Source organism: Alcaligenes sp. EGD-AK7, from assembly GCF_000465875.3.
GTDB lineage: Bacteria > Pseudomonadota > Gammaproteobacteria > Burkholderiales > Burkholderiaceae_B > Alcaligenes > Alcaligenes phenolicus.
In genome coordinates this window covers 270,466-289,465 of the sequence record NZ_AVOG02000001.1, presented here as the reverse complement: position 1 = coordinate 289,465, position 19,000 = coordinate 270,466, and the positions used below count along the sequence as shown (strand labels likewise).

The window sequence follows — 19,000 nt, the reverse complement described above, 5'->3', positions numbered from 1 at the left end:
TCGCTTACTCGCTAGACTTGGCTTCGTTTGGCTCAGCAGCGGCGGCCGGTTCCTGTGCGGGAGCCGCATCAGGAGCAGGTGCAGCGGCTGACTTGTTGCCCTTCCAAGGCATCGTCTGGACAGGGGCACCGGGACGAATCTTCTGGAAGCCTTCGACAATGATCTGGTCGCCAGCTTGCAGGCCTTTGTTGACCACATACTGACCATCGCTCTCAGGTCCCAACACGACAGGTACGGACTGGGCTTTTTCTTCACGAACTACATAAATGTTGGAAGCACCATCCGAGGTGTACTGAACAGCTTGGGCGGGCACCAGCAAGGCATCCGGAATAACGCCTTGTTCCAGACGTACGCGTACGTACATGCCGGGCAAGAGGATTTCGTCAGGATTAGGGAACACGGCACGCAAGGTTACTTGCGAGGTGGATGGATCCACGCTGACACCGCTAAACAGCAAAGCGCCATCCTGATCGTACAGGGAGCCATCTTCCAGAACGGCCTTGGCCTTGGCCTGGCCTTCACCAGCCGACTTCAAGGTGCCATCGGCCATGGCGCGACGCAGCTGCGTCAGTTCAGCAGTGGAACGCGTCACGTCAATATAGACACGGTCCAGTTGCTGCACGGTGGCCATATGGGTGGCGTTGGCGGCGGAAACCAGAGCACCTTCGGTAACCAGGGACTTGCCGATACGGCCCGACACGGGCGACACAATCTTGGTGTAGCCCAGATCAATATTGGCGCTGTCCAGGGTCGCCTGTGCAGCGGCAATGGCGGCATCGGCCTGCATGGCGCGGGCCTTGGCGTTGTCGTAATCCTGGCGGGAAACTGCATTTTCCTTGATCAGACGCTCGTAACGCTGGGCCAACTGCTTGGCACTTTGTGCGTCAGCCTGGGCGTTTTTCAGCTGAGCTGCAGCCTGGTTACGAACTGCACGGTACGGAGCCGGGTCAATGGTAAACAAGAGCTGGTCTTGTTTGACATCAGCGCCCTGCTCAAAGTTGATCTCTTCCACAATCCCGGAAACACGGGCGCGGATTTGTGCATCTTTAATTGCTTCGACTCGTCCAGGCAGCTCGGAGAACAACTCGGTAGAGGTCGGTTGGACGGTAATCACACTGACTGGGACCTTCATCCCGCCGGCCGGAGCTTGAGGCTCTTTGTTGCCGCAAGCGGCGAGCAGAACCAAGGAAGAGAAGGCAGCAATACGAAAAGTCTGCCGACCCAACAAGCTTTGAAATGACATGAAGAACTCCTGAGCTAAGCGTTGCATGGGAGTTTAACGCTTAAACTGACTGGATTGTATGGTTTGGACAAGCAGCAAGTATATGTCGAAAAAGCGCAAATCAAACAGGAAAATTTGCGATGAGACTCATTTCGATCTTGCCATTATCTGGCGACTACGATTAGCCAGCTACCCCCTTGCACCCGCTCCGCTGTCTGCCTATGCCAAAAGAACACGTATTATCATATACCTACGGTTTCTTGAATATAAAAAAACCGCGTTTAACCCTCAGAGTTCACGCGGTTTTCCAAATCCGGGATAGTGCTTCCTAACCTAGCAATAAACTATCGTCGGCTAAAGTCTCGCCCCGAACCCGCTCGAACATCTCCAGCAAATCTCGCACATCCAGGCCTTGACGCTGTTCACCACTGACATCCAGAACCACCTTGCCCTGGTGCAACATGACCGTGCGATCACCCACATCCAGAGCCTGACGCATACTGTGCGTGACCATCATGGTGGTCAGGCCACCTTCACGCACAATCCGATTGGTCAGTTGCAAAACAAAGTCAGCCGTACGCGGGTCCAGTGCCGCCGTATGTTCGTCCAGCAGCAAGATCTTGGAAGGACGCAAGGCCGCCATCAACAGGCTGACGGCCTGACGCTGGCCACCGGACAACAATCCGATGCGGTCTGTCAGACGGTTTTCCAGACCCAGACCCAAGGTTTCCAGACGCTCTGCAAATTCAGCGCGCATGGAGTGACGCACGGCACGGCTCAGACCACGGCGGCTGCCACGGCAGGTGGCCAGCGCCATATTTTCTTCAATGGTCAGATCTTCACAGGTACCGGCCATTGGATCCTGAAACACACGTGCTACCCAATTGGCTCGCTCCCAGACCGGGCGGCGAGTCACGTCTACCTTGTCGATCATGATTTGGCCATCATCAACAGACTGGTCGCCCGAGATCGCATTCAGAAAAGTAGACTTGCCCGCACCGTTGGAACCGATCACGGTCACGAACTGCCCTTCCGGAATGGTCAGGGACAAACCGCGCAAGGCACGGGTTTCAATGGGCGTACCTGGATTAAATGTCAGGGACAGATCTTTTGCTTCTAACATTACTGGGCCCCCTTCTGTTTACGAGCACGCTTTTTCTTGAGCAATGGAATCACCAGCGCCACGGTAACCAGCAAAGCGGTGACCAGGTTCAAGTCCTGCGCTTTCAGGCCGATCACATCGGCATTCAGAGCCAAAGCAATAAAGAAACGGTACAGAATCGCGCCCAGCACCACGGCCAAGGTGGCGTAGAACAGTTTGCGTGCGGGCAAGATGCTTTCACCCACAATCACGGCAGCCAGACCAATCACGATGGTCCCGATACCCATGGAGATATCCGCCCCACCCTGCGATTGTGCAAACAAGGCACCGGCCAGGGCGACCAGGGCATTGGAAATAGCCATGCCCAGCAAAAGCATATTGCCAGTTGCCACACCTTGAGCACGGGCCATACGCGCATTGGCGCCGGTAGCGCGCATGGCCAGGCCAGTTTGCGTACCGAAGAACCAATCCAGCGCCAGTTTGGCAATGATTACCAAACCAATCAGCATCAAGGGACGAGCAATATAGTCAGCGATGGACTCGGGCTGCAGAATCGTGAAGACCGTCGGCTCCATGATCAGGGGCACATTGGGACGGCCCATGATGCGCAGGTTGATGGAATACAAGGCGATCATCATCAGGATACTGGCCAGCAGATCCATGATTTTCAGGCGTACGTTCAACCAGCCAGTAATCGTGCCGGCAATGGCACCAGCAAAAGTGGCCACTACAGTCGCCAGGAAAGGATCATTGCCCTGACTGATCAGGATGGCGGCAACCGCCCCACCCAAAGGAAAACTACCATCGACCGTCAGGTCAGGAAATCGCAGGATGCGAAAAGAAATCAGAACACCCAGAGCAACCAGTCCGAAAATCAGACCAATCTCCAGGGCCCCCCACATTGAATAAATAGACATATTGTTGGACGTCTAGGATACAAAAGAAACAGGCGGGCAGCTTGTGGCAACCCACCTGCAAGAAGCAGTCAAATCAGGCTTATTCGACGATTTTTGTTGCGGACTTCACGAAGTCCTCGTTAAGCGAAACGCCTTGGCGCTTGGCAGCGCCCGGATTGACATACAGTTCCAGATTGCTGCTGGTTTCAGAAGCCATATCACCGGGTTTTTCACCCTTCAGAATACGGATGACCTGTTGACCGGTCTGCAGACCCAGGTTGTAGTAGTTCACGCCCAGAGCTGCGATAGCACCACGGGCCACACTGTCGGTGTCCGAAGCGATCAAAGGCACTTTGGCGTCCACGCCTACTTTTACCAGGGACTCGTAGGCCGACACCACGTTATTGTCGGTATTGGTGTAGATCACATCGACCTTGCCCACCAGGCTACGAGCAGCCGCCCCCACGTCCACGGTACGAGGCGCGGTGGCTTCCACCAGCGTCATGCCGTGCTTGGGCAGCAATTCTTTCATTTCTTTAACGACCACGGCGGAGTTGGCTTCGCCAGGGTTGTAAACCATACCCACGCGCTTGGCATCAGGCACGACTTTCTTGATCAGATCAACCTGGGCTTCCAGTGCCAGCGCATCGGACACGCCTGTCACGTTGGTGCCCGACGGTGCCATGCTGGGCACCAGGTGTGCCACCACAGGATCGGTCACGGCCGAATACACCACAGGGATAGTCTTGGTTGCCGACACCACGGCCTGCGCCGAAGGAGTGGAAATGGCCACAATCACGTCAGCCTTGTCACCGACGAATTTACGAGCGATCTGAGCGGCAATCGCCGGATTGCCCTGGGCGGTCTGAAACTGCCATTTGAAGCCGGAGGCTTCGTTATAACCAGCATCGGTCAGCGCTTTGTGTACTCCATCCTTAATGGCGTCCAGAGCCGGATGTTCCACAATCGACGATACCGATACAGATTGCGCATGAACTGCAGCGCCCGACATCAATCCTACACAAGCCAAAGCGGCCGCCACCTGATGCACCGATCTGATCAGTTTCATCCAATACTCCTTAGATGCAAAAAAACGAAAATTTTAGGTGTTTAGTCTAACGCGAACGACAGGACTTTGACCCTTCAGGTAATCCCTGCCCCGCTCCCCTACTGGTCCTGCATCTGGCGACGGAACGAGAGCAGTTCCCTGGCCCAACGTGTAGCCGGCAAACCATAATCGGCCTGCACTTGCTCGGCCCGACTCAGCAGCTCTCCGGCCGTCATCTCCAGCGTGCTGCCTTTGAAGGCCAAAACCACCTGATTGCCCTCGTCCATTTCAGGCAAGAGCAATACTTTGCCACTAAAGGCTTCACGAATGTTGTCAATATTATGTTTGAAGCTGGGATGGGCACCAAAAAGATTAACCGTCATGATGCCTTCATCATCCAGAACCGCGCGGCAATCCTGATAGAACTCCAGACTGTCACGTACCGGACCTTCGGCATGCGCGTCGTACAAGTCCACCATCAAGGCGCGATACTGACTGTGCTGATCGCTATCCTGTACCCAGACACCGGCGTCAGCCTGATCAATCAGAGACCGTGGACTGCGCGGCAGCCGGAAGAAAGCATTGCACATACCAATCACCGACGGATTCCACTCCACCGTCTGTACCTGACTGCTGGTCTGCTTCAGGCAGAAACGCAGCAGGGAACCCGCCCCCAGCCCCAGAATAGCCAGCTTGTGCTCGGGTTTGGGGTCTTCCATAAATAGCAGCCAGGCCATCATTTGTTGTGTGTAGGCCAAGACCAATTCAGCGGGCTTGCGAATACGCATTGCACCTTGAATCCACTCCGTTCCAAAGTGCAGATAACGGATCCCTTCGCTTTCCGACAACGTAGGACTATCGTCCCCCTGCTCACCAGCCATGAAACTCTTCCTTGCAAAGCAGTCAGGCGGCCCAGCTCACACGGGAGCAACGTGGCACCCCACATAATCCTGAACCTGGATATGGCCTGACGACAGAGAAAACAGCGCCGGAAGGCGGCATTGCGCCACTTCCGGCGTTTTTTAGCAAGGCGCCATCATAACAGCGATCACTTGATGGGGAACGGCTCACTGACGTTCGATAATCATGGCTACTCCCTCGCTACCGCCATGACACATGGTGACCAGAGCATACCGCCCCTGGATGCGCTGCAACTCATGCAAGGCCTTGACTACCAGTGCCGCTCCTGTCGCCCCCAAAGGATGCCCCATGCTAATGCTGCCGCCATTTGGATTGACTCGCTCCGGATCAAAATCCAATTCTTTGGCAACGGCGCACACCTGTGCTGCAAACGCCTCATTGGACTCGATCACATCAATATCGGCTACCGTCAGTCCCGCCCGCTTGAGCGCCAAGCGAGTCGATGGCACCGGCCCCATTCCCGCAAATTGAGGATCCACGCCCGCATGCGCCCATGAGCGCAGCTTGCCCAAAGGCTTCAAGCCTTGACGGCGTGCCTGCCCCTCTTCCATCATCAGCACCACCGCCGCCGCATCCGCCAGACCCAAGATATTACCGGCCGTCACCGTCCCCCCGTCGCTCTGGAAAATAGGCTTCAAGGCGGCAAGCTGCTCCAGACTGCCATCATGCCGAACATGCTCATCCTGCTCGAAGATGCTCCCATCGTGGGCCGCCAGCGGGACGATCTGCTCCTTGAAGTACCCATTTTCAATGGCACGAGCCGCTCTACGGTGCGACTCCAGGGCCAACTGATCTTGCTCACAGCGGGACACACCGTATTTTCTGGCGACATTCTCCCCCGTCACCCCCACATGCTCCCGAGTCAGAGGACTGATGAAAATCTCCGACAAGACATCTACCAAGGCCACACTGCCCATGCGACTCCCCCAGCGCTGGCTTGGCGCCAGATAGGGCATTCGACTGGTACTTTCAACACCGCCGGCCAAGGCCACCCTAGCCTCACCCAATACAATCGCTTGCGCTGCCGAAATAATGGCCTGCAAACCGGATGCACATAAACGGTTTACGCTCATCGCGACAGCCTCATGAGCCACTCCCGCTTTCATGGAGGCTGCCCGCGCCATATAGATATCCTGGGGCTCAGTCAGCACCACCTGCCCCATCACCACCTGGTCCACCTCCGAGGCAGCTACTCCACTCCTGCCCAGCGCCTCCTGCATGACTGCCGCCCCCATCTCAATGGGAGGCACATTCCGTAACGAGCCACCAAAGTTACCAAAAGCAGTTCGACAAGCTTGAACCAGGACGACTTCTTGCATATGAATCTCCTTTTATTCCGTTTTATTCCGATGAGAAAAAACAAGGGCTTCATGCTCAGCCACACAAGCCACGCGTTACTTTTAAAACAATTCAATGCAATTGGCTGGATACTTAGGGCCCATTACAAAAACAAACAATCAAGTCGGCGTTTTTATAAGATTTACTTGTATATGCCGAAAAAAAAGCCGGAAAGTGACTCGTAGCACTTCCGGCTTTCCTGCTCTTTAAACGAAGCCTAAAGAGAAATAATCAGCAAGGTTCAAGGGCGCTCGAAAATCGCCGCAATCCCCTGCCCACCACCAATACACATGGTGACCAGCGCGTAACGACCTTGGACACGCTGCAGTTCATGCAAGGCCTTGACTGTAATAGCGGCGCCGGTCGCGCCAATAGGGTGGCCCAGGCTGATACCACTACCATTGGGATTCACACGTGCCGGATCCAGACCCAGTTCACGCACAACTGCGCACGCTTGGGCGGCAAAAGCTTCGTTGGACTCGATCACATCCAGATCCGACACGCTCAAACCGGCGCGCTCCAGTGCCAGACGGCTAGCTGGCACTGGCCCAATACCCATAATGCTGGGATCCACCCCGGCATGCCCCCAGGACACCAGCTTGGCCAAAGGCTTCAGCCCACGCTGGCGAGCTTCTTCCGCGCACATCAGCAAGACAGCGGCTGCACCGTCATTCAGGCCCGAGGCATTACCTGCCGTAACACTGCCGCCGTCAGGCATGAACACAGGTTTCAGGCCGGTAAAGTTTTCCATCGTAGCGTCCAGACGTACGTGCTCGTCCTGATCAAACACGATCTCGCCCTTACGACTTTTCTGGATAATGGGCACGATCTGCTCTTTAAAATAACCTTGCTCGATCGCGCGACGGGCACGCTGGTGCGATTCCAATGCCAGCTCGTCCTGATCGGCTCGGGTCACGCCGTATTGGCGGGCCACATTTTCGGCCGTAATGCCCATATGAACGCGATCAAAAGGATCTGTCAGTGCGCCAGTCATCATGTCCATCATGACCGAGTCCCCCATGCGAGCGCCCCAGCGATGAGCACTGGACATATAAGGCGCACGGCTCATGCTTTCTGCTCCGCCTGCCAAAGCCACCTTGGCATCACCGACCAGAATACCCTGCGCGGCCGACACAATGGCTTGCAGACCAGAACCGCACAAACGGTTGACGTTCATGGCCGGTGTTCCGTGTCCCACGCCCGCCTGCACCGACGCCACACGCGACAAGTACATATCACGTGGTTCGGTCTGAATAACCTGCCCCATCACTACATGCTGAACGTCTGCCGCCGACACGCCACTGCGATCCAGTACTGCGCGCAATACCGTCGCGCCCATCTCGATAGGCGACACGTTCTTCAAAGCACCACCAAAGTCGCCAATCGCGGTACGGCATGCCTGGACTACAACCACTTCTTTCATATGAATCTCCCTCAATCCCGGTGGGATATGATGACCAGCATAAAAAAGCCAAGCTGACAAAAACGTCCACTCGAATATACACGGCTGCCATGGAAAACCATAAAGCAGACACAAAGACCGTAATTCGCAGTATGGTTTGATACCTTACCCACAAGACACGTTCTTGATAACCCTTTTTATAGGATTCCCCCTCATGTACGAGCGTATCCTGGTATGTACCGACGGCTCAGAACTGTCCGCCCACGCTGTCACCCATGCCCTGAATCTGGCAAAGACCAGCGGCGCCAAATTGCTGGCCCTGCGCGTCATCCCGCGCTATCGCCAAAGCTACCTGGAGGGCGGCCCCATTATCGACCAGAAGCTCGATAGCCGTATCGAAGCCTCCTGGGTAGAGCACGCCCAATCCGAGCTGGCCGCCGTCAAGCAAGCCGGTAAAGACATTGGTGTCTCGGTCAAGGGCCTGGTGGTGAAGTCCGAACTGGTGGCCGATGCCATTATTTCTACCGCTGAAAAACAGAAAGCTGACCTGATCGTCATGTCCTCGCATGGCCGCAAGGGCTACAAGCGCCTGCTCTTGGGCAGCGAAACCCAGCACGTTCTGACCTACTCGGAAATCCCCGTTCTGGTGATCCGCAAGAAAGCCAAGAAAAAATAAAACGCGGCCAGGCATCAAAACGCAAACTCCGGTTTGCGTTTTTTATTCTCAGGAGTCCCGCATGAACGTCAGCACACAGGAAAAACGACGCCGTTTTCGAGCCTTGCATGAAAGTGGCTTACTGATTTTGCCCAACCCCTGGGACATAGGTGGAGCCAAGCGTCTGGAACGACTGGGTGCACAGGCAATTGCCAGCAGCAGCGCTGCGTTTGCCTGGTCAAAGGGATTGGAAGACTTTGAGGTGGGCCGGGATGCCCTGCTGGCGCATTTGCGAGAGCTGGCGGCCAGCACGAATCTGCCACTGAACGCCGACTTTGAAAATGGCTTTGCCGATGAGCCCGAACAGGTCGCCGAAAACGTCCGCCTGGCCATTGAAACCGGCATTGCAGGCTTATCCATTGAAGATCGCCATGGCGACGAACTGTATGAACTTGAGTTGGCTGTGGCCCGCATACAGGCTGCCAAGCAAGCAATTATCGACAGTGGCGAGGACGTTCTGTTAATAGGACGCAGCGAAGGCCTGCTGATTGACGCGCTGGATCTGGGACAAACCATAACCCGGCTAAAAGCCTTTGCCCAGGCAGGCGCCGATGTGGTCTACGCCCCCGGATTACGCGATCTGGACGATATTGCCCAAGTGGTCCAGGCACTGGCACCTACGCCCGTCAATGTGCTGCTGATTCATCCGGGGCTGAACGTGCCCGATTTGGCCACCATCGGTGTACGCCGTGTCAGCACAGGGTCACAACTGGCTCTGGCCACCTGGAACCGCTTTGAAGAGGCCAGCCTGCAACTGCTGGAGCAAGGGCATCTGCCGGCCACCAAAGCCCATCGCCGCTGGTCCTGATACAAGACAGGCAGGCATAAAAAAAGCGCAAGCTGCAAGGCTTGCGCTTTTTAACCCTTCAGTCAGAACTTAGCTGTCCTGAGCCTGGTCGCTGGACGCGTCCACTTTGGCTTCCTGATCGGTTTCTACGACTGCTTTCTTGGGAGCCACCCAATTCAGGGGCTCAACCTCAAAGGCCTGTTTACGACGTACTGGTTTCGATTTGCTCACGAATAACTCCTGCTCAATATCGACAGGGGGCGCTGCCCTTAGCGCCCCGATTTCTTTATTATATCAATGATTAGACCACAAATCAATTTTGATTATGATAAGAGTACATTATGAATGCAAATTAGGCGACGTTAGAACAAAATAAAGGCAATTCAAAACAAGGCTTTTTCATAGACAATTCAAGCCAAAATAACTGCCCTGAATACGCGACTGCTCACATAGCCCCCCAGGCACCCTTGAAAACTCATTTTTCACCCATTTGAGTACAACAATAAAGAGACAATGGCATGCACGAATCCCGCCCCACCGATCATCTGGATCGCTCCTTGCGCTGTTTTTTACGCATTGCACAATTAGGCTCGGTCAGCAAAGCAGCTGATGATTTGGGACAAAGCCAATCCAGCCTGAGCAAACAATTAAGCTCGCTGGAACAAAGCCTGGGCCAAACCCTGTTTAACCGTACCGGGCGCGGAGTCAGCCTGAATGATGCGGGCGAGCTGCTGCGCCAAGCAATCGAACCGGCCTATAGCCGTATTGATAGCGCTATCCACGCCGTGCGCCAGGAGCACGGCGTCAATTCAGGCACCGTGAGGCTAGCCACCGTCCATACCCTGAGCTACTACTTCATGTCCGATGTCGCTGCCACTTTCATGAGTTCGCATCCCGGCGTGAATTTGTCCTTATTGGGACGCAGTTCGCCCGAAGTAGTGGCTTTAGTGGAAAGTGGTAAAGCCGATGTGGGGTTTGTGTACGACTCGGCGGTGGACTGTGGCGGCTTGATCTCGCACACCTTGTTTGACGACCAAATGTGCCGCATCTCCGCCAAGCAGGAGCCTTTTCCCAGTGCAGATTTAAGCCACCAGGCCTTGCGCCTGATCGGTTTTCCGCCCCATTACGCCCTGCGCCGCATGATTCACAGCAGCGGCCTGCACCCCGAATTTGTGGCGGAGGTCGAAACCATAGATGCCATGTTGCGACTGGTCGCTTCAGGATTGGGGGACTGTATCTTGCCGAGCCGCATTCCCGACAACCTGCTGAACGAGCACAATCTGCATAAATACCCGATTGAGCAACCTGCCCTGCAACGCCGGGTTGTGGCGATCTTGCGGGCAGACCGTGATCCCCAAGCACTGACTTCACGGCTGCTGGAATGTGCCTTGCGCACAGCACAAAGTCTGTAACAAGCCTCTGCAACACGAACCTGTCACAAAGATTCGTGGCAGATAGACAGCCCATAAAAAACGGGCCTGATGACAGACACTTCAAGTCTGGAAGTCTTTCAGAACCCTGAACATCCCTCATCAGGCCCGCTTGCTTCACTGCTCTACCCAAAGGCCGATGCCCTGCCCCGGCCCTGGATAGCAAACTGCCTTACTGTGCCACGCAGTCCACGTAGTACCGCTTCTGACCGGAGGCATCCACCTCTTCCACAAAACCGTGGATATCCGTACCAAAGCCTGGACACTGGCGATGCAGTTCACGCGAGAACTTCAGGAAATCCACAATCGTCTTGTTAAAGGCTTCGCCAGGAATCAGCAGCGGGATACCAGGTGGATAAGGTGTGATCAAGTTGGTGGTCACCCGACCTTCCAGCTGATCAATCTCGACCCGTTCCGTGCGACGCTGCGCAATGCAGGCAAAAGCATCAGCCGGACGCATGACAGGCACTACATCCGACAGGTACATATCGGTCATCAAACGGGCAATGTCATGCTTGGCGTACAACTGGTGCACATGCTGGCACAAATCGCGCAAGCCCATTTCCTCGTAACAAGGATACTGGCGCGCAAACTGCGGCAGAACACGCCAGACAGGCAAGTTGCGGTCGTAATCGTCCTTGAACTGCTGTAGCGCTGTGACCAGAGAGTTCCAGCGGCCTTTGGTAATGCCGATGGTGAACATGATGAAGAAGCTGTACAGGCCAATCTTCTCCACAATCACGCCACGTTGCGCCAGAAACTTGGTCACGATAGAAGCCGGAATGCCGGTTTCACCAAATGTGCCTGTCAGATCCAGGCCGGGGGTAACAATCGTGGCCTTGATCGGATCCAGCATATTGAAGCCATCAGCCAGCGGGCCGAAACCATGCCACTCGCTATGCTCCGCATCGTCCGTAATGATCCAGTCCTCAGGTTTGCCCACACCGTCTTCTGCCAGTGTTGGTGGGCCCCAGACCTTGAACCACCAATCGTCTTCATCAAACTGCGATTCGACCTTGCGCATGGCGCGGCGGAAATCCAGCGCTTCAATAATGCTTTCCTCAACCAGCACACGACCACCGGGTGGCTCCATCATGGCAGCGGCCACGTCGCAAGACGCAATAATCGCGTACTGCGGGCTGGTGCTGGTGTGCATCAGATAGGCTTCATTGAACAAATGACGATCCAGGCTACGGGTGACCGAGTCCTGTGCCAGCACGTGGCTGGCCTGGCTCAAGCCGGCCAGCAGCTTGTGCGTGGACTGGGTGGAGAACACCATGGTTTCCTGCGGGCGCGGACGGTTCTTGCCCATGGCATGGAACTGACCATAGAAAGGATGGAAAGCCGCGTGCGGAATCCAGGCTTCGTCAAAATGCAGCACTTCCACGTAACCATCCACGGCATTCTTGATCACCTGGGTGTCGTAAATAATGCCGTCGTAGGTGGACTGGGTCAGCGTCAGCACACGGGGTTTGACCGTATCGGCATCCAGATGCGAGAGCAAGGGGTGCTTGCGGATCTTCTCACGAATGGTCTCGATATCAAATTCGCTGCGCGCAATCGGGCCAATAATCCCGAAGTGGTTGCGCGTAGGACGCAGAAACACGGGGATAGCCCCCGTCATCACAATGCTGTGCAGGATGGATTTGTGGCAGTTACGGTCCACGACCACCACATCGCCCGGAGCCACGGCATGGTGCCAGACAATCTTGTTGCTGGTGCTGGTGCCGTTGGTCACGAAAAAGCAGTGGTCAGCATTGAAAATACGCGCGGCATTGCGTTCGCTGGCGCCAATGGCCCCGTTGTGATCCAGCAGTTGGCCCAGTTCTTCAACGGCATTGCAGACGTCGGCACGCAGCATGTTTTCACCAAAGAACTGGTGGAAAATCTGCCCGACCGGGCTTTTCAGAAAGGCTACGCCGCCGGAATGACCGGGGCAATGCCATGAATACGAGCCATCCTCGGCGTAATCGAGCAAGGCTTTCAGAAATGGAGGCTTGACGCCTTCCACATAACTGCGCGCTTCACGCACGATGTGGCGCGCCACGAACTCGGGCGTGTCCTCGAACATGTGAATGACGCCTTGCAGCTCGCGCAAGATATCGTTTGGCATATGACGAGCCGTTTTGGTCTCGCCATACACATAGATAGGTACATCGGTATTGCGACGACGCACAGCCCGAATAAAGGCACGTAGATTGACCAGCGCCGGGGCGCTGTCTCCATCTTGCGTGAACTCCTCATCATCGATGGACAAAATAAACGCGCTGGCACGACTTTGCTGCTGGGCAAATTGACTCAGATCGCCATAACTGGTGGTTCCCAACACCTCGAAGCCTTCGGCCTCGATCGCATCTGCTAATACACGAATGCTCAGACCAGACGCATTTTCAGAACGAAAATCCTCATCGATGATCACAATGGGGAATTGATATTGCATGCCATGTCCTTAATACAAGGGAGTGCCGCAGGGGCGGCAAAAAAAGGGAGGGACGTCAGTCGCTTTTGCGCAGCAGATCGTACCGTGTTTCACGTCCCGTCATGTGACACTTGCTTTTCCCTACGTCCTTGGGCATAATTCTACATGTCCCAGGACAAAACAAAAGGCGTGGTGACAGATTGGCTATGTGACGGACTGCAAATCCGTTCAGGTTGGTTCGATTCCAGCACACGCCTCCATCTTGCTTGCATTCAAGACAGACAAAACTGGCCTTCTTTCCGGTTTTGATCACACAGAAAAAGTCGCCATTATGGCGATTTTTTTATTCCCTTTTCCTGCATATCAAATCCTTGTACTACGCGCTGCGGCCAAGCCCTTCCATCGGTTTTGGCCCACCGTTCCAACTTGGCCTGCAATTTAACACAAGCAGGCGCGTGATCTGCGCAAAAAACCCTCTTTTTCGTGCCCTAAAAACATCAATCTGCCCCAAGCGCGCTTTGGGTCTTGCCGCCTGACTTCATGGCTGTTACATGCAGATAGTTTGAGGACAAATTTATTGTCTGAAAATGTCTGTTTTTCACTACGACCTAGAACAAAGCCCAGGCTCATCGGCCATTTCCATCCTGTCGGTGGCGCTGGCTTTAAAACCAGTCCCTGGCTAGCGCTGATATGATGGCGGCATTCGCGCACGCTAAGCGCCATCCTGCCCGTTTCCAACACGCTGATGGCCGCCTCTGCACTACCTTTATCGACAAAGCCCTGTACAAGCGGCTTTCTCTGATTTACCGAGATTGTCTGACACCATGAAACTCACCACCTGGAACGTGAACTCCCTGAACGTCCGTCTTCCCCAAGTTCTGGACTGGCTCAAGGCCAACCCCGTAGACGTGCTGTGTCTGCAAGAGCTCAAACTGCCCGACGAGCGTTTTCCCTTGGAGGCTTTTCAGGAAATGGGTTATCACGCTCACTGGGCGGGTCAGAAAACCTATAACGGCGTGGCCCTGATTTCGCGTGAGCCTGGCGCGGATGTGCAACGCAATCTACCCAACTACGAAGACCCACAACAGCGTTTGCTGGCCGCCACGTACCCCTCGCCTGACGGCCCGGTGCGTGTGATCTGTGCCTACTGCCCCAACGGGCAATCGCTGGAAAGCGAAAAGTACACCTACAAGCTGGAATGGTTTGCCGCCTTGCACGACTGGCTGGAAAAAGAATTGCAGCAGTATCCCCGTCTAGCCATTCTGGGCGACTATAATATTGCCCCAGCCGACCAGGACGTTTACGACCCGGTCAAATGGGGAGTCGATGTTCTGGTATCCCCGCCCGAGCGCGCTGCGTTCGAGCGTTTGCTGGCACTGGGCCTGCACGATGCCTACCGTCTGTTTGAGCAAAGCGGCAGCCCCTTTACCTGGTGGGACTATCGTCGTTTTGCATTCCGTCGCGATGCGGGGCTGCGTATTGATCACGCCTTGTTGTCTGATGAGCTCAAGTCCCGTTGCACGGCCTGCGATATTGACCGCGAGCCGCGCGCCAATGAGCAGCCCTCGGATCACGCTCCCGTTACCGCTACCTTGTCTTTTAGCTGACACACTCTTTTCATTATGCAAATTCAAAGCCAAATCATCGAGCAGACTGACTCGGCCTATGTGCTTGAGATCACCTTGGAAGAGGAGCACAAGGTCTGGGCCTATCTGGCCATCAGCGAGCCTGATCTGGATGCGGTCGCCCATATTGTCCCGCCCGAGCAATTCGAAGCCGGTGGTGATGTGCACGTGATGGCCATTGCCCAGCCCGAAGATGCCCCGCAGGAAGTGGAAGACGTTTTGTTCTCCATGAACCCCAATGACACGGTGGTCTTTCTGTGCGCGGACCAAGCCAGCATCCTGGCCGTTTTGAATGAGTTTGGGCAAACCGACCCAAGCAGCAATTAATTCTTTTATAAAAATCTACTTCTAGAGTCTGCTCTCCATGTCCACGAGCTATCCTGGCACCGTCTTTATGGTTGTCGCCCCCAGCGGGGCGGGTAAATCCAGTCTGGTCAACGCCCTTCTGGCCAACGATTCCAACATCATGCTGTCCATCTCGGCCACCACACGTGCCCCCCGTCCCGGCGAGAGCGACGGCCAGCACTACTTCTTTGTGGACAAAGCGCGTTTTGAAAACATGGTCGCAGAAAACGCCATGCTGGAATGGGCCAAGGTGCATGACAACTACTACGGCACGCCCCGCGAACCCATTCAGAAAGCCCTGAATGCAGGCCGCGATGTGTTGCTGGAAATTGACTGGCAAGGCGCCCGCCTGGCGCGTGAACATTTCCCCGAAGCCGTCGGCATTTTCATTCTGCCGCCCTCCTTGCCCACCTTGCAGGCCCGTTTGCGCAAACGTGGACAAGATAGCGAAGAGATCATCGCCCGCCGCCTCGAGGCTGCCGAGCACGAAATCGCCCATGTTCATGACTGTCAATATGCTATTATCAATGAGGATTTTGATACGGCATTACAGCAGCTATTGAGTATTGTGCAGGCCAGTCGTTTGCGCACTGCCACTCAGTCAGTACGGCATCGCCAACTCTTTCAACAATTAGGCGCAGATGCCCTGCTGAATCAGGGCTGATCTCCTTCTTATTACTTTTTGATAACAGGTCTACTATGGCTCGCATCACTATCGAGGACTGCCTGGAGCAAGTCCCCAATCGCTTTAAGCTCACCTTGGCAGCCGCCTACCGTGCGCGCGAACTGGCTCAAGGCCACGAACCACGCCTGGAAAGCAAGAACAAGCCTACGGTTACCGCCCTGCGAGAAATCGCCTCCGGCGCGACCGGTCTGGAAATGCTGCGCAAAGTTCCTACCTGATAGGCACAGGCGGAGCACGGTATGGCATTTTCTGGTTTACGGGGCGCATCGTCTGGGCTGTTGGCCGTCCTTAAAAAAGGTTCACGGCTAGGTCGTCGCAAGCCTAAAGACAAGAACACCCCGGCACTGGCACAAGCTGCCCAGGAAAGTGCCAGTCCTCCTATTGCCTCACTGGCTCCGCTACACAAGATCATCTCGCAGTACCTGGACCCGAAAGATGTAGAACGGGTACGGGAGGCCTATCGTTTCTCCGATCAGGCCCATCTGGGGCAGTTTCGCGCCAGTGGCGAACCCTATATCTCGCACCCCATTGCCGTCACGGAAATCTGTGCCGGCTGGAAGCTGGATACCGATGCCTTGATGTCGGCCCTGCTGCATGACGTGATCGAAGATCAGGACGTCACCAAGCAGGAACTGGCTGAGAAGTTCGGGACCGATGTGGCCGAGATTGTGGACGGCCTGTCCAAGCTGGAACGCCTGGAGTTTGCTACCAAGACACAGCAACAGGCCGACAGCTTCCGCAAGATGCTGCTGGCCATGTCACGCGACGTGCGCGTGATTCTGATCAAGCTGGCAGACCGTTTACACAATATGCGCACCCTGGATGCGGTCAAGCCGGAAAAACGCCGCCGCGTCGCCCAGGAAACGCTGGATATTTACGCTCCGATCGCGCATCGCCTGGGCCTGAACGCCCTGTTCCGCGAGCTGCAGGATCGCTGCTTCAAGGCGATCTACCCCAATCGCTACAAGGTGCTGCACAAGGCCTTGCTGGCAGCGCGTGGCAATCGCCGTGAAGTGCTGGGCAAGATCACCGAAGCCGTCAAGATCGCCCTGCCTGCTGCCGGAATTGATGCCGAAATTTCCGGCCGTGAGAAGTCGCTCTACAGTATTTTCTGCAAGATGGTCGAGCAGAAGAAGTCCTTTTCGGACGTGCTGGATATTTATGGCTTTCGCGTCATTGTGCATACCCTGCCCGAGTGCTATTTGTCCTTGGGTACGCTGCACCAGCTGTATCGCCCCGTACCGGGCAAATTCAAGGACTACATTGCCATCCCCAAAGTGAATGGCTACCAGTCCCTGCACACTACCTTGATTGGCCCCTACGGCACCCCTGTCGAGTTCCAGTTCCGCACCCGCGAAATGGACCACGTGGCAGAAGAAGGCGTGGCCTCTCATTGGCTGTACAAAGAAGACGACGTCACCCTGAACGATCTGCAAAAGCGCACACACCGCTGGCTGCAATCCTTGCTGGATATCCAAAGCCAGACAGGCGACTCCACAGAATTCCTGGAACACGTCAAAGTTGACCTGTTCCCCGATGCCGTTTACGTCCATACGCCCAAAGGCAAGATTATTTCCCTGCCTCGTGGTGCGACTCCGGTGGACTTTGCCTACAGCATTCACACCGATATCGGCAATCACGCTGTTGCTTCCAAAATCAATGGCGAGTTTGCCCCGCTGCGCACCGAGCTGAAAAGCGGTGACTCGGTAGAGATCATTACCTCTCCCGCCGCTCGCCCAAGCGCTCAGTGGCTGAACTACGTCCGTTCGGGCCGCGCCCGTTCGGAAATCCGCCATTACCTGCGCACGGTTAAATACGAAGAATCCGTGGCTTTTGGCCGCCGTCTGCTGGATCAAGCCTTTGACCAGCTAAGCCTGCCACATGCCACCGACGACGATCCCAACTGGGACAAACTGGCCAAGGGTTCGGGCGCCGCATCCCGTGAAGAAATTCTGGCCGATATTGGCTTGGGCAAACGTTTGGCCGCCGTCGTGGCGCGCCGCTTTGCTCCAGAAAACCCCTTGCTGGAAACCACTGCGGCCGAGTTTGACGAAATTAACGCCAACACTTCTGCACCGATTCTGATTCACGGTAACGAAGGTCAGGCTGTACAGCTGGCACCGTGCTGTGGCCCCCTGCCCGGTGACGCCATTATTGGCGGCATCCGTCTGGGTCACGGTTTGGTTGTTCATATGGCTGAGTGTGCAGTGGCACAACGCGCCCAGGCCAAAGAGCCCGAACGTTGGGTGCCTGTCATGTGGGACAGCAATACCGCCCGCCACCTGTCCACCCGTCTGGATGTCACTGCAATCAACGAGCGTGGTGTTCTTGGCCGTCTGGCTGCTGAAATTACCGATGCCGACTCCAACATCCTGCATATTTCCATGCCGGACGAATCGGCTGCCACCTCCGTGCTACACCTGACCGTTCAGGTTGATAGCCGTACCCACCTGGCACGCGTGATTCGCGCCATCCGTCACGTACCGCAAGTTCAGAAGATTGTGCGTGTGAAGGGCTAAACCCGCTTGCAAATCAGCTTTCAGCCGTACAAAAAACGCCTGCTCAATAGCAGGCGTTTTTTTCAGATCTCATTACCGTGCTCACTGTGCCCTATGTCAGGGCCTCACATACAAGCTGTAATAGCACACAAATAACTCCCATCCGGCTCATGACACCAGATATCACAAAGGCAGAAACAGGGAGACAAGCGACTTACACACCCACGTAAGCCACGCACAGGCCATAGGCCAGCACGCCAGTCAGTGTTGAACCCGCAATGCCACCTGGCCAGCGACGGCCCAGCAGCACCCCTGCCAGACCTGCCAGCAAAGGCGGCAAGTCCAGGGACATATGTTCAGGGCGCAGCAAAGAGATCAGGGACACAACCAGCAAGGACACCACACCTGCCGGGCCAATGGCCCCAAACAGGCGTGGCCAGATCGAAACGCGGCTGGGGTCCACCTTGCCTTGTCGTCCACCCAGACGCAAGGGCAAGTAACGAATCAAAAATGTGCCCAGACCCGCCAGCACAATCATGAGCAGAAAACTCCAATCCATCTCCACTC

The 19,000-nt window shown here is 55.5% G+C and carries 18 protein-coding genes and 1 tRNA gene; 9 read left to right on the top strand and 10 right to left on the bottom strand.

From position 1 onward, the window contains the following. Window positions 1-4: 4 nt before the first annotated feature. The 7 genes from N879_RS01340 to N879_RS01305 form a co-directional block, all read right to left on the bottom strand. Window positions 5-1,243, bottom strand: coding sequence for an efflux RND transporter periplasmic adaptor subunit (locus N879_RS01340; RefSeq protein WP_009457075.1), 1,239 nt, complete (start codon window positions 1,241-1,243; stop codon window positions 5-7). 307 nt (window positions 1,244-1,550) lie between these two features. Beyond that, window positions 1,551-2,345, bottom strand: a complete 795-nt coding sequence (locus N879_RS01335) for an ABC transporter ATP-binding protein (protein ID WP_009457077.1) — start codon at window positions 2,343-2,345, stop codon at window positions 1,551-1,553. Next, window positions 2,345-3,241, bottom strand: a complete 897-nt coding sequence (locus tag N879_RS01330) for an ABC transporter permease (RefSeq protein WP_009457079.1) — start codon at window positions 3,239-3,241, stop codon at window positions 2,345-2,347. The genes N879_RS01335 and N879_RS01330 overlap by 1 nt, the downstream gene beginning before the upstream one ends. 79 nt (window positions 3,242-3,320) lie before the next feature. Then, window positions 3,321-4,289 carry an ABC transporter substrate-binding protein gene (locus tag N879_RS01325; protein ID WP_009457081.1) on the bottom strand — a complete coding sequence of 323 codons (969 nt, stop codon included), beginning with the start codon at window positions 4,287-4,289 and terminating at the stop codon, window positions 3,321-3,323. A 98-nt stretch (window positions 4,290-4,387) separates the two neighbouring features. Further along, window positions 4,388-5,149: a hypothetical protein gene (locus N879_RS01320; protein ID WP_009457082.1), complete on the bottom strand. Its 762-nt coding sequence runs from the start codon at window positions 5,147-5,149 to the stop codon at window positions 4,388-4,390. A 186-nt stretch (window positions 5,150-5,335) separates the two neighbouring features. Then, window positions 5,336-6,508: a beta-ketothiolase BktB gene (gene bktB, locus N879_RS01315; protein ID WP_009457084.1), complete on the bottom strand. Its 1,173-nt coding sequence runs from the start codon at window positions 6,506-6,508 to the stop codon at window positions 5,336-5,338. A gap of 260 nt (window positions 6,509-6,768) precedes the next feature. After that, on the bottom strand, window positions 6,769-7,950 hold the full coding sequence (locus N879_RS01305; protein ID WP_009457088.1) for an acetyl-CoA C-acyltransferase family protein: 1,182 nt from the start codon (window positions 7,948-7,950) through the stop codon (window positions 6,769-6,771). A 193-nt stretch (window positions 7,951-8,143) separates the two neighbouring features. Here N879_RS01305 and N879_RS01300 point away from each other — a divergent pair, with 193 nt between their 5' ends. Together N879_RS01300 and N879_RS01295 are read left to right on the top strand one after the other, a co-directional pair. Continuing rightward, on the top strand, window positions 8,144-8,605 hold the full coding sequence (locus N879_RS01300; protein ID WP_009457090.1) for a universal stress protein: 462 nt from the start codon (window positions 8,144-8,146) through the stop codon (window positions 8,603-8,605). Between the two features lie 61 nt (window positions 8,606-8,666). Continuing rightward, window positions 8,667-9,452, top strand: a complete 786-nt coding sequence (locus N879_RS01295; protein ID WP_009457092.1) for an isocitrate lyase/PEP mutase family protein — start codon at window positions 8,667-8,669, stop codon at window positions 9,450-9,452. 69 nt (window positions 9,453-9,521) lie between these two features. On the opposite strand, the gene N879_RS20530 is transcribed toward N879_RS01295, so the two are convergent. Beyond that, window positions 9,522-9,662 carry a hypothetical protein gene (locus N879_RS20530; protein ID WP_021446543.1) on the bottom strand — a complete coding sequence of 47 codons (141 nt, stop codon included), beginning with the start codon at window positions 9,660-9,662 and terminating at the stop codon, window positions 9,522-9,524. A gap of 287 nt (window positions 9,663-9,949) precedes the next feature. Between N879_RS20530 and N879_RS01290 the strand changes: the two genes are divergently transcribed. Next, window positions 9,950-10,843 (top strand): LysR family transcriptional regulator, encoded by an 894-nt coding sequence (locus N879_RS01290; RefSeq protein WP_009457094.1) that lies wholly within the window; start codon window positions 9,950-9,952, stop codon window positions 10,841-10,843. Between the two features lie 190 nt (window positions 10,844-11,033). On the opposite strand, the gene N879_RS01285 is transcribed toward N879_RS01290, so the two are convergent. Beyond that, on the bottom strand, window positions 11,034-13,301 hold the full coding sequence (locus tag N879_RS01285; RefSeq protein ID WP_021446542.1) for an arginine/lysine/ornithine decarboxylase: 2,268 nt from the start codon (window positions 13,299-13,301) through the stop codon (window positions 11,034-11,036). Window positions 13,302-13,466: 165 nt separating this feature from the next. On the opposite strand from N879_RS01285, the gene N879_RS01280 reads away from it, so the two are divergent. The 6 genes from N879_RS01280 (at window position 13,467) to N879_RS01255 (ending at window position 18,454) form a co-directional block, all read left to right on the top strand. Next, window positions 13,467-13,540 (top strand) — tRNA-Cys (locus N879_RS01280). Between the two features lie 564 nt (window positions 13,541-14,104). Then, entirely contained in the window at window positions 14,105-14,887 is a 783-nt protein-coding gene (xth, locus tag N879_RS01275; RefSeq protein WP_009457100.1) for an exodeoxyribonuclease III, read from the top strand. 15 nt (window positions 14,888-14,902) lie between these two features. Further along, window positions 14,903-15,232 (top strand): hypothetical protein, encoded by a 330-nt coding sequence (locus N879_RS01270; RefSeq protein WP_009457104.1) that lies wholly within the window; start codon window positions 14,903-14,905, stop codon window positions 15,230-15,232. Window positions 15,233-15,269: 37 nt separating this feature from the next. Beyond that, window positions 15,270-15,914, top strand: coding sequence for a guanylate kinase (gmk, locus tag N879_RS01265; RefSeq protein WP_021446541.1), 645 nt, complete (start codon window positions 15,270-15,272; stop codon window positions 15,912-15,914). 35 nt (window positions 15,915-15,949) lie between these two features. Beyond that, the gene (gene rpoZ / locus N879_RS01260) at window positions 15,950-16,153 is read left to right on the top strand and encodes a DNA-directed RNA polymerase subunit omega (protein ID WP_003799665.1); all 204 of its coding nucleotides are present in this window, start codon (window positions 15,950-15,952) and stop codon (window positions 16,151-16,153) included. 21 nt (window positions 16,154-16,174) lie between these two features. Then, complete coding sequence (locus N879_RS01255) at window positions 16,175-18,454, top strand: RelA/SpoT family protein (protein ID WP_009457108.1); 2,280 nt, start codon at window positions 16,175-16,177, stop codon at window positions 18,452-18,454. Window positions 18,455-18,647: 193 nt separating this feature from the next. Here the strand turns inward: N879_RS01255 and N879_RS01250 are convergent, their stop codons facing one another. Continuing rightward, entirely contained in the window at window positions 18,648-18,992 is a 345-nt protein-coding gene (locus tag N879_RS01250) for an AzlD domain-containing protein (protein ID WP_009457110.1), read from the bottom strand. Window positions 18,993-19,000: the final 8 nt, after the last annotated feature.

Coding starts and splice junctions, on each gene's coding strand:
- N879_RS01335 (WP_009457077.1), bottom strand. CDS start 2,345: ATGTTAGAAGCAAAAGATCTGTCCCTGACATTTAATCCAGGTACGCCC.
- N879_RS01295 (WP_009457092.1), top strand. CDS start 8,667: ATGAACGTCAGCACACAGGAAAAACGACGCCGTTTTCGAGCCTTGCAT.
- N879_RS01270 (WP_009457104.1), top strand. CDS start 14,903: ATGCAAATTCAAAGCCAAATCATCGAGCAGACTGACTCGGCCTATGTG.
- bktB (WP_009457084.1), bottom strand. CDS start 6,508: ATGCAAGAAGTCGTCCTGGTTCAAGCTTGTCGAACTGCTTTTGGTAAC.
- gmk (WP_021446541.1), top strand. CDS start 15,270: ATGTCCACGAGCTATCCTGGCACCGTCTTTATGGTTGTCGCCCCCAGC.
- N879_RS01325 (WP_009457081.1), bottom strand. CDS start 4,289: ATGAAACTGATCAGATCGGTGCATCAGGTGGCGGCCGCTTTGGCTTGT.
- N879_RS01255 (WP_009457108.1), top strand. CDS start 16,175: ATGGCATTTTCTGGTTTACGGGGCGCATCGTCTGGGCTGTTGGCCGTC.
- N879_RS01300 (WP_009457090.1), top strand. CDS start 8,144: ATGTACGAGCGTATCCTGGTATGTACCGACGGCTCAGAACTGTCCGCC.
- N879_RS01290 (WP_009457094.1), top strand. CDS start 9,950: ATGCACGAATCCCGCCCCACCGATCATCTGGATCGCTCCTTGCGCTGT.
- rpoZ (WP_003799665.1), top strand. CDS start 15,950: ATGGCTCGCATCACTATCGAGGACTGCCTGGAGCAAGTCCCCAATCGC.
- xth (WP_009457100.1), top strand. CDS start 14,105: ATGAAACTCACCACCTGGAACGTGAACTCCCTGAACGTCCGTCTTCCC.
- N879_RS01285 (WP_021446542.1), bottom strand. CDS start 13,301: ATGCAATATCAATTCCCCATTGTGATCATCGATGAGGATTTTCGTTCT.
- N879_RS01320 (WP_009457082.1), bottom strand. CDS start 5,149: ATGGCTGGTGAGCAGGGGGACGATAGTCCTACGTTGTCGGAAAGCGAA.
- N879_RS01305 (WP_009457088.1), bottom strand. CDS start 7,950: ATGAAAGAAGTGGTTGTAGTCCAGGCATGCCGTACCGCGATTGGCGAC.
- N879_RS01250 (WP_009457110.1), bottom strand. CDS start 18,992: ATGGATTGGAGTTTTCTGCTCATGATTGTGCTGGCGGGTCTGGGCACA.
- N879_RS01340 (WP_009457075.1), bottom strand. CDS start 1,243: ATGTCATTTCAAAGCTTGTTGGGTCGGCAGACTTTTCGTATTGCTGCC.
- N879_RS01330 (WP_009457079.1), bottom strand. CDS start 3,241: ATGTCTATTTATTCAATGTGGGGGGCCCTGGAGATTGGTCTGATTTTC.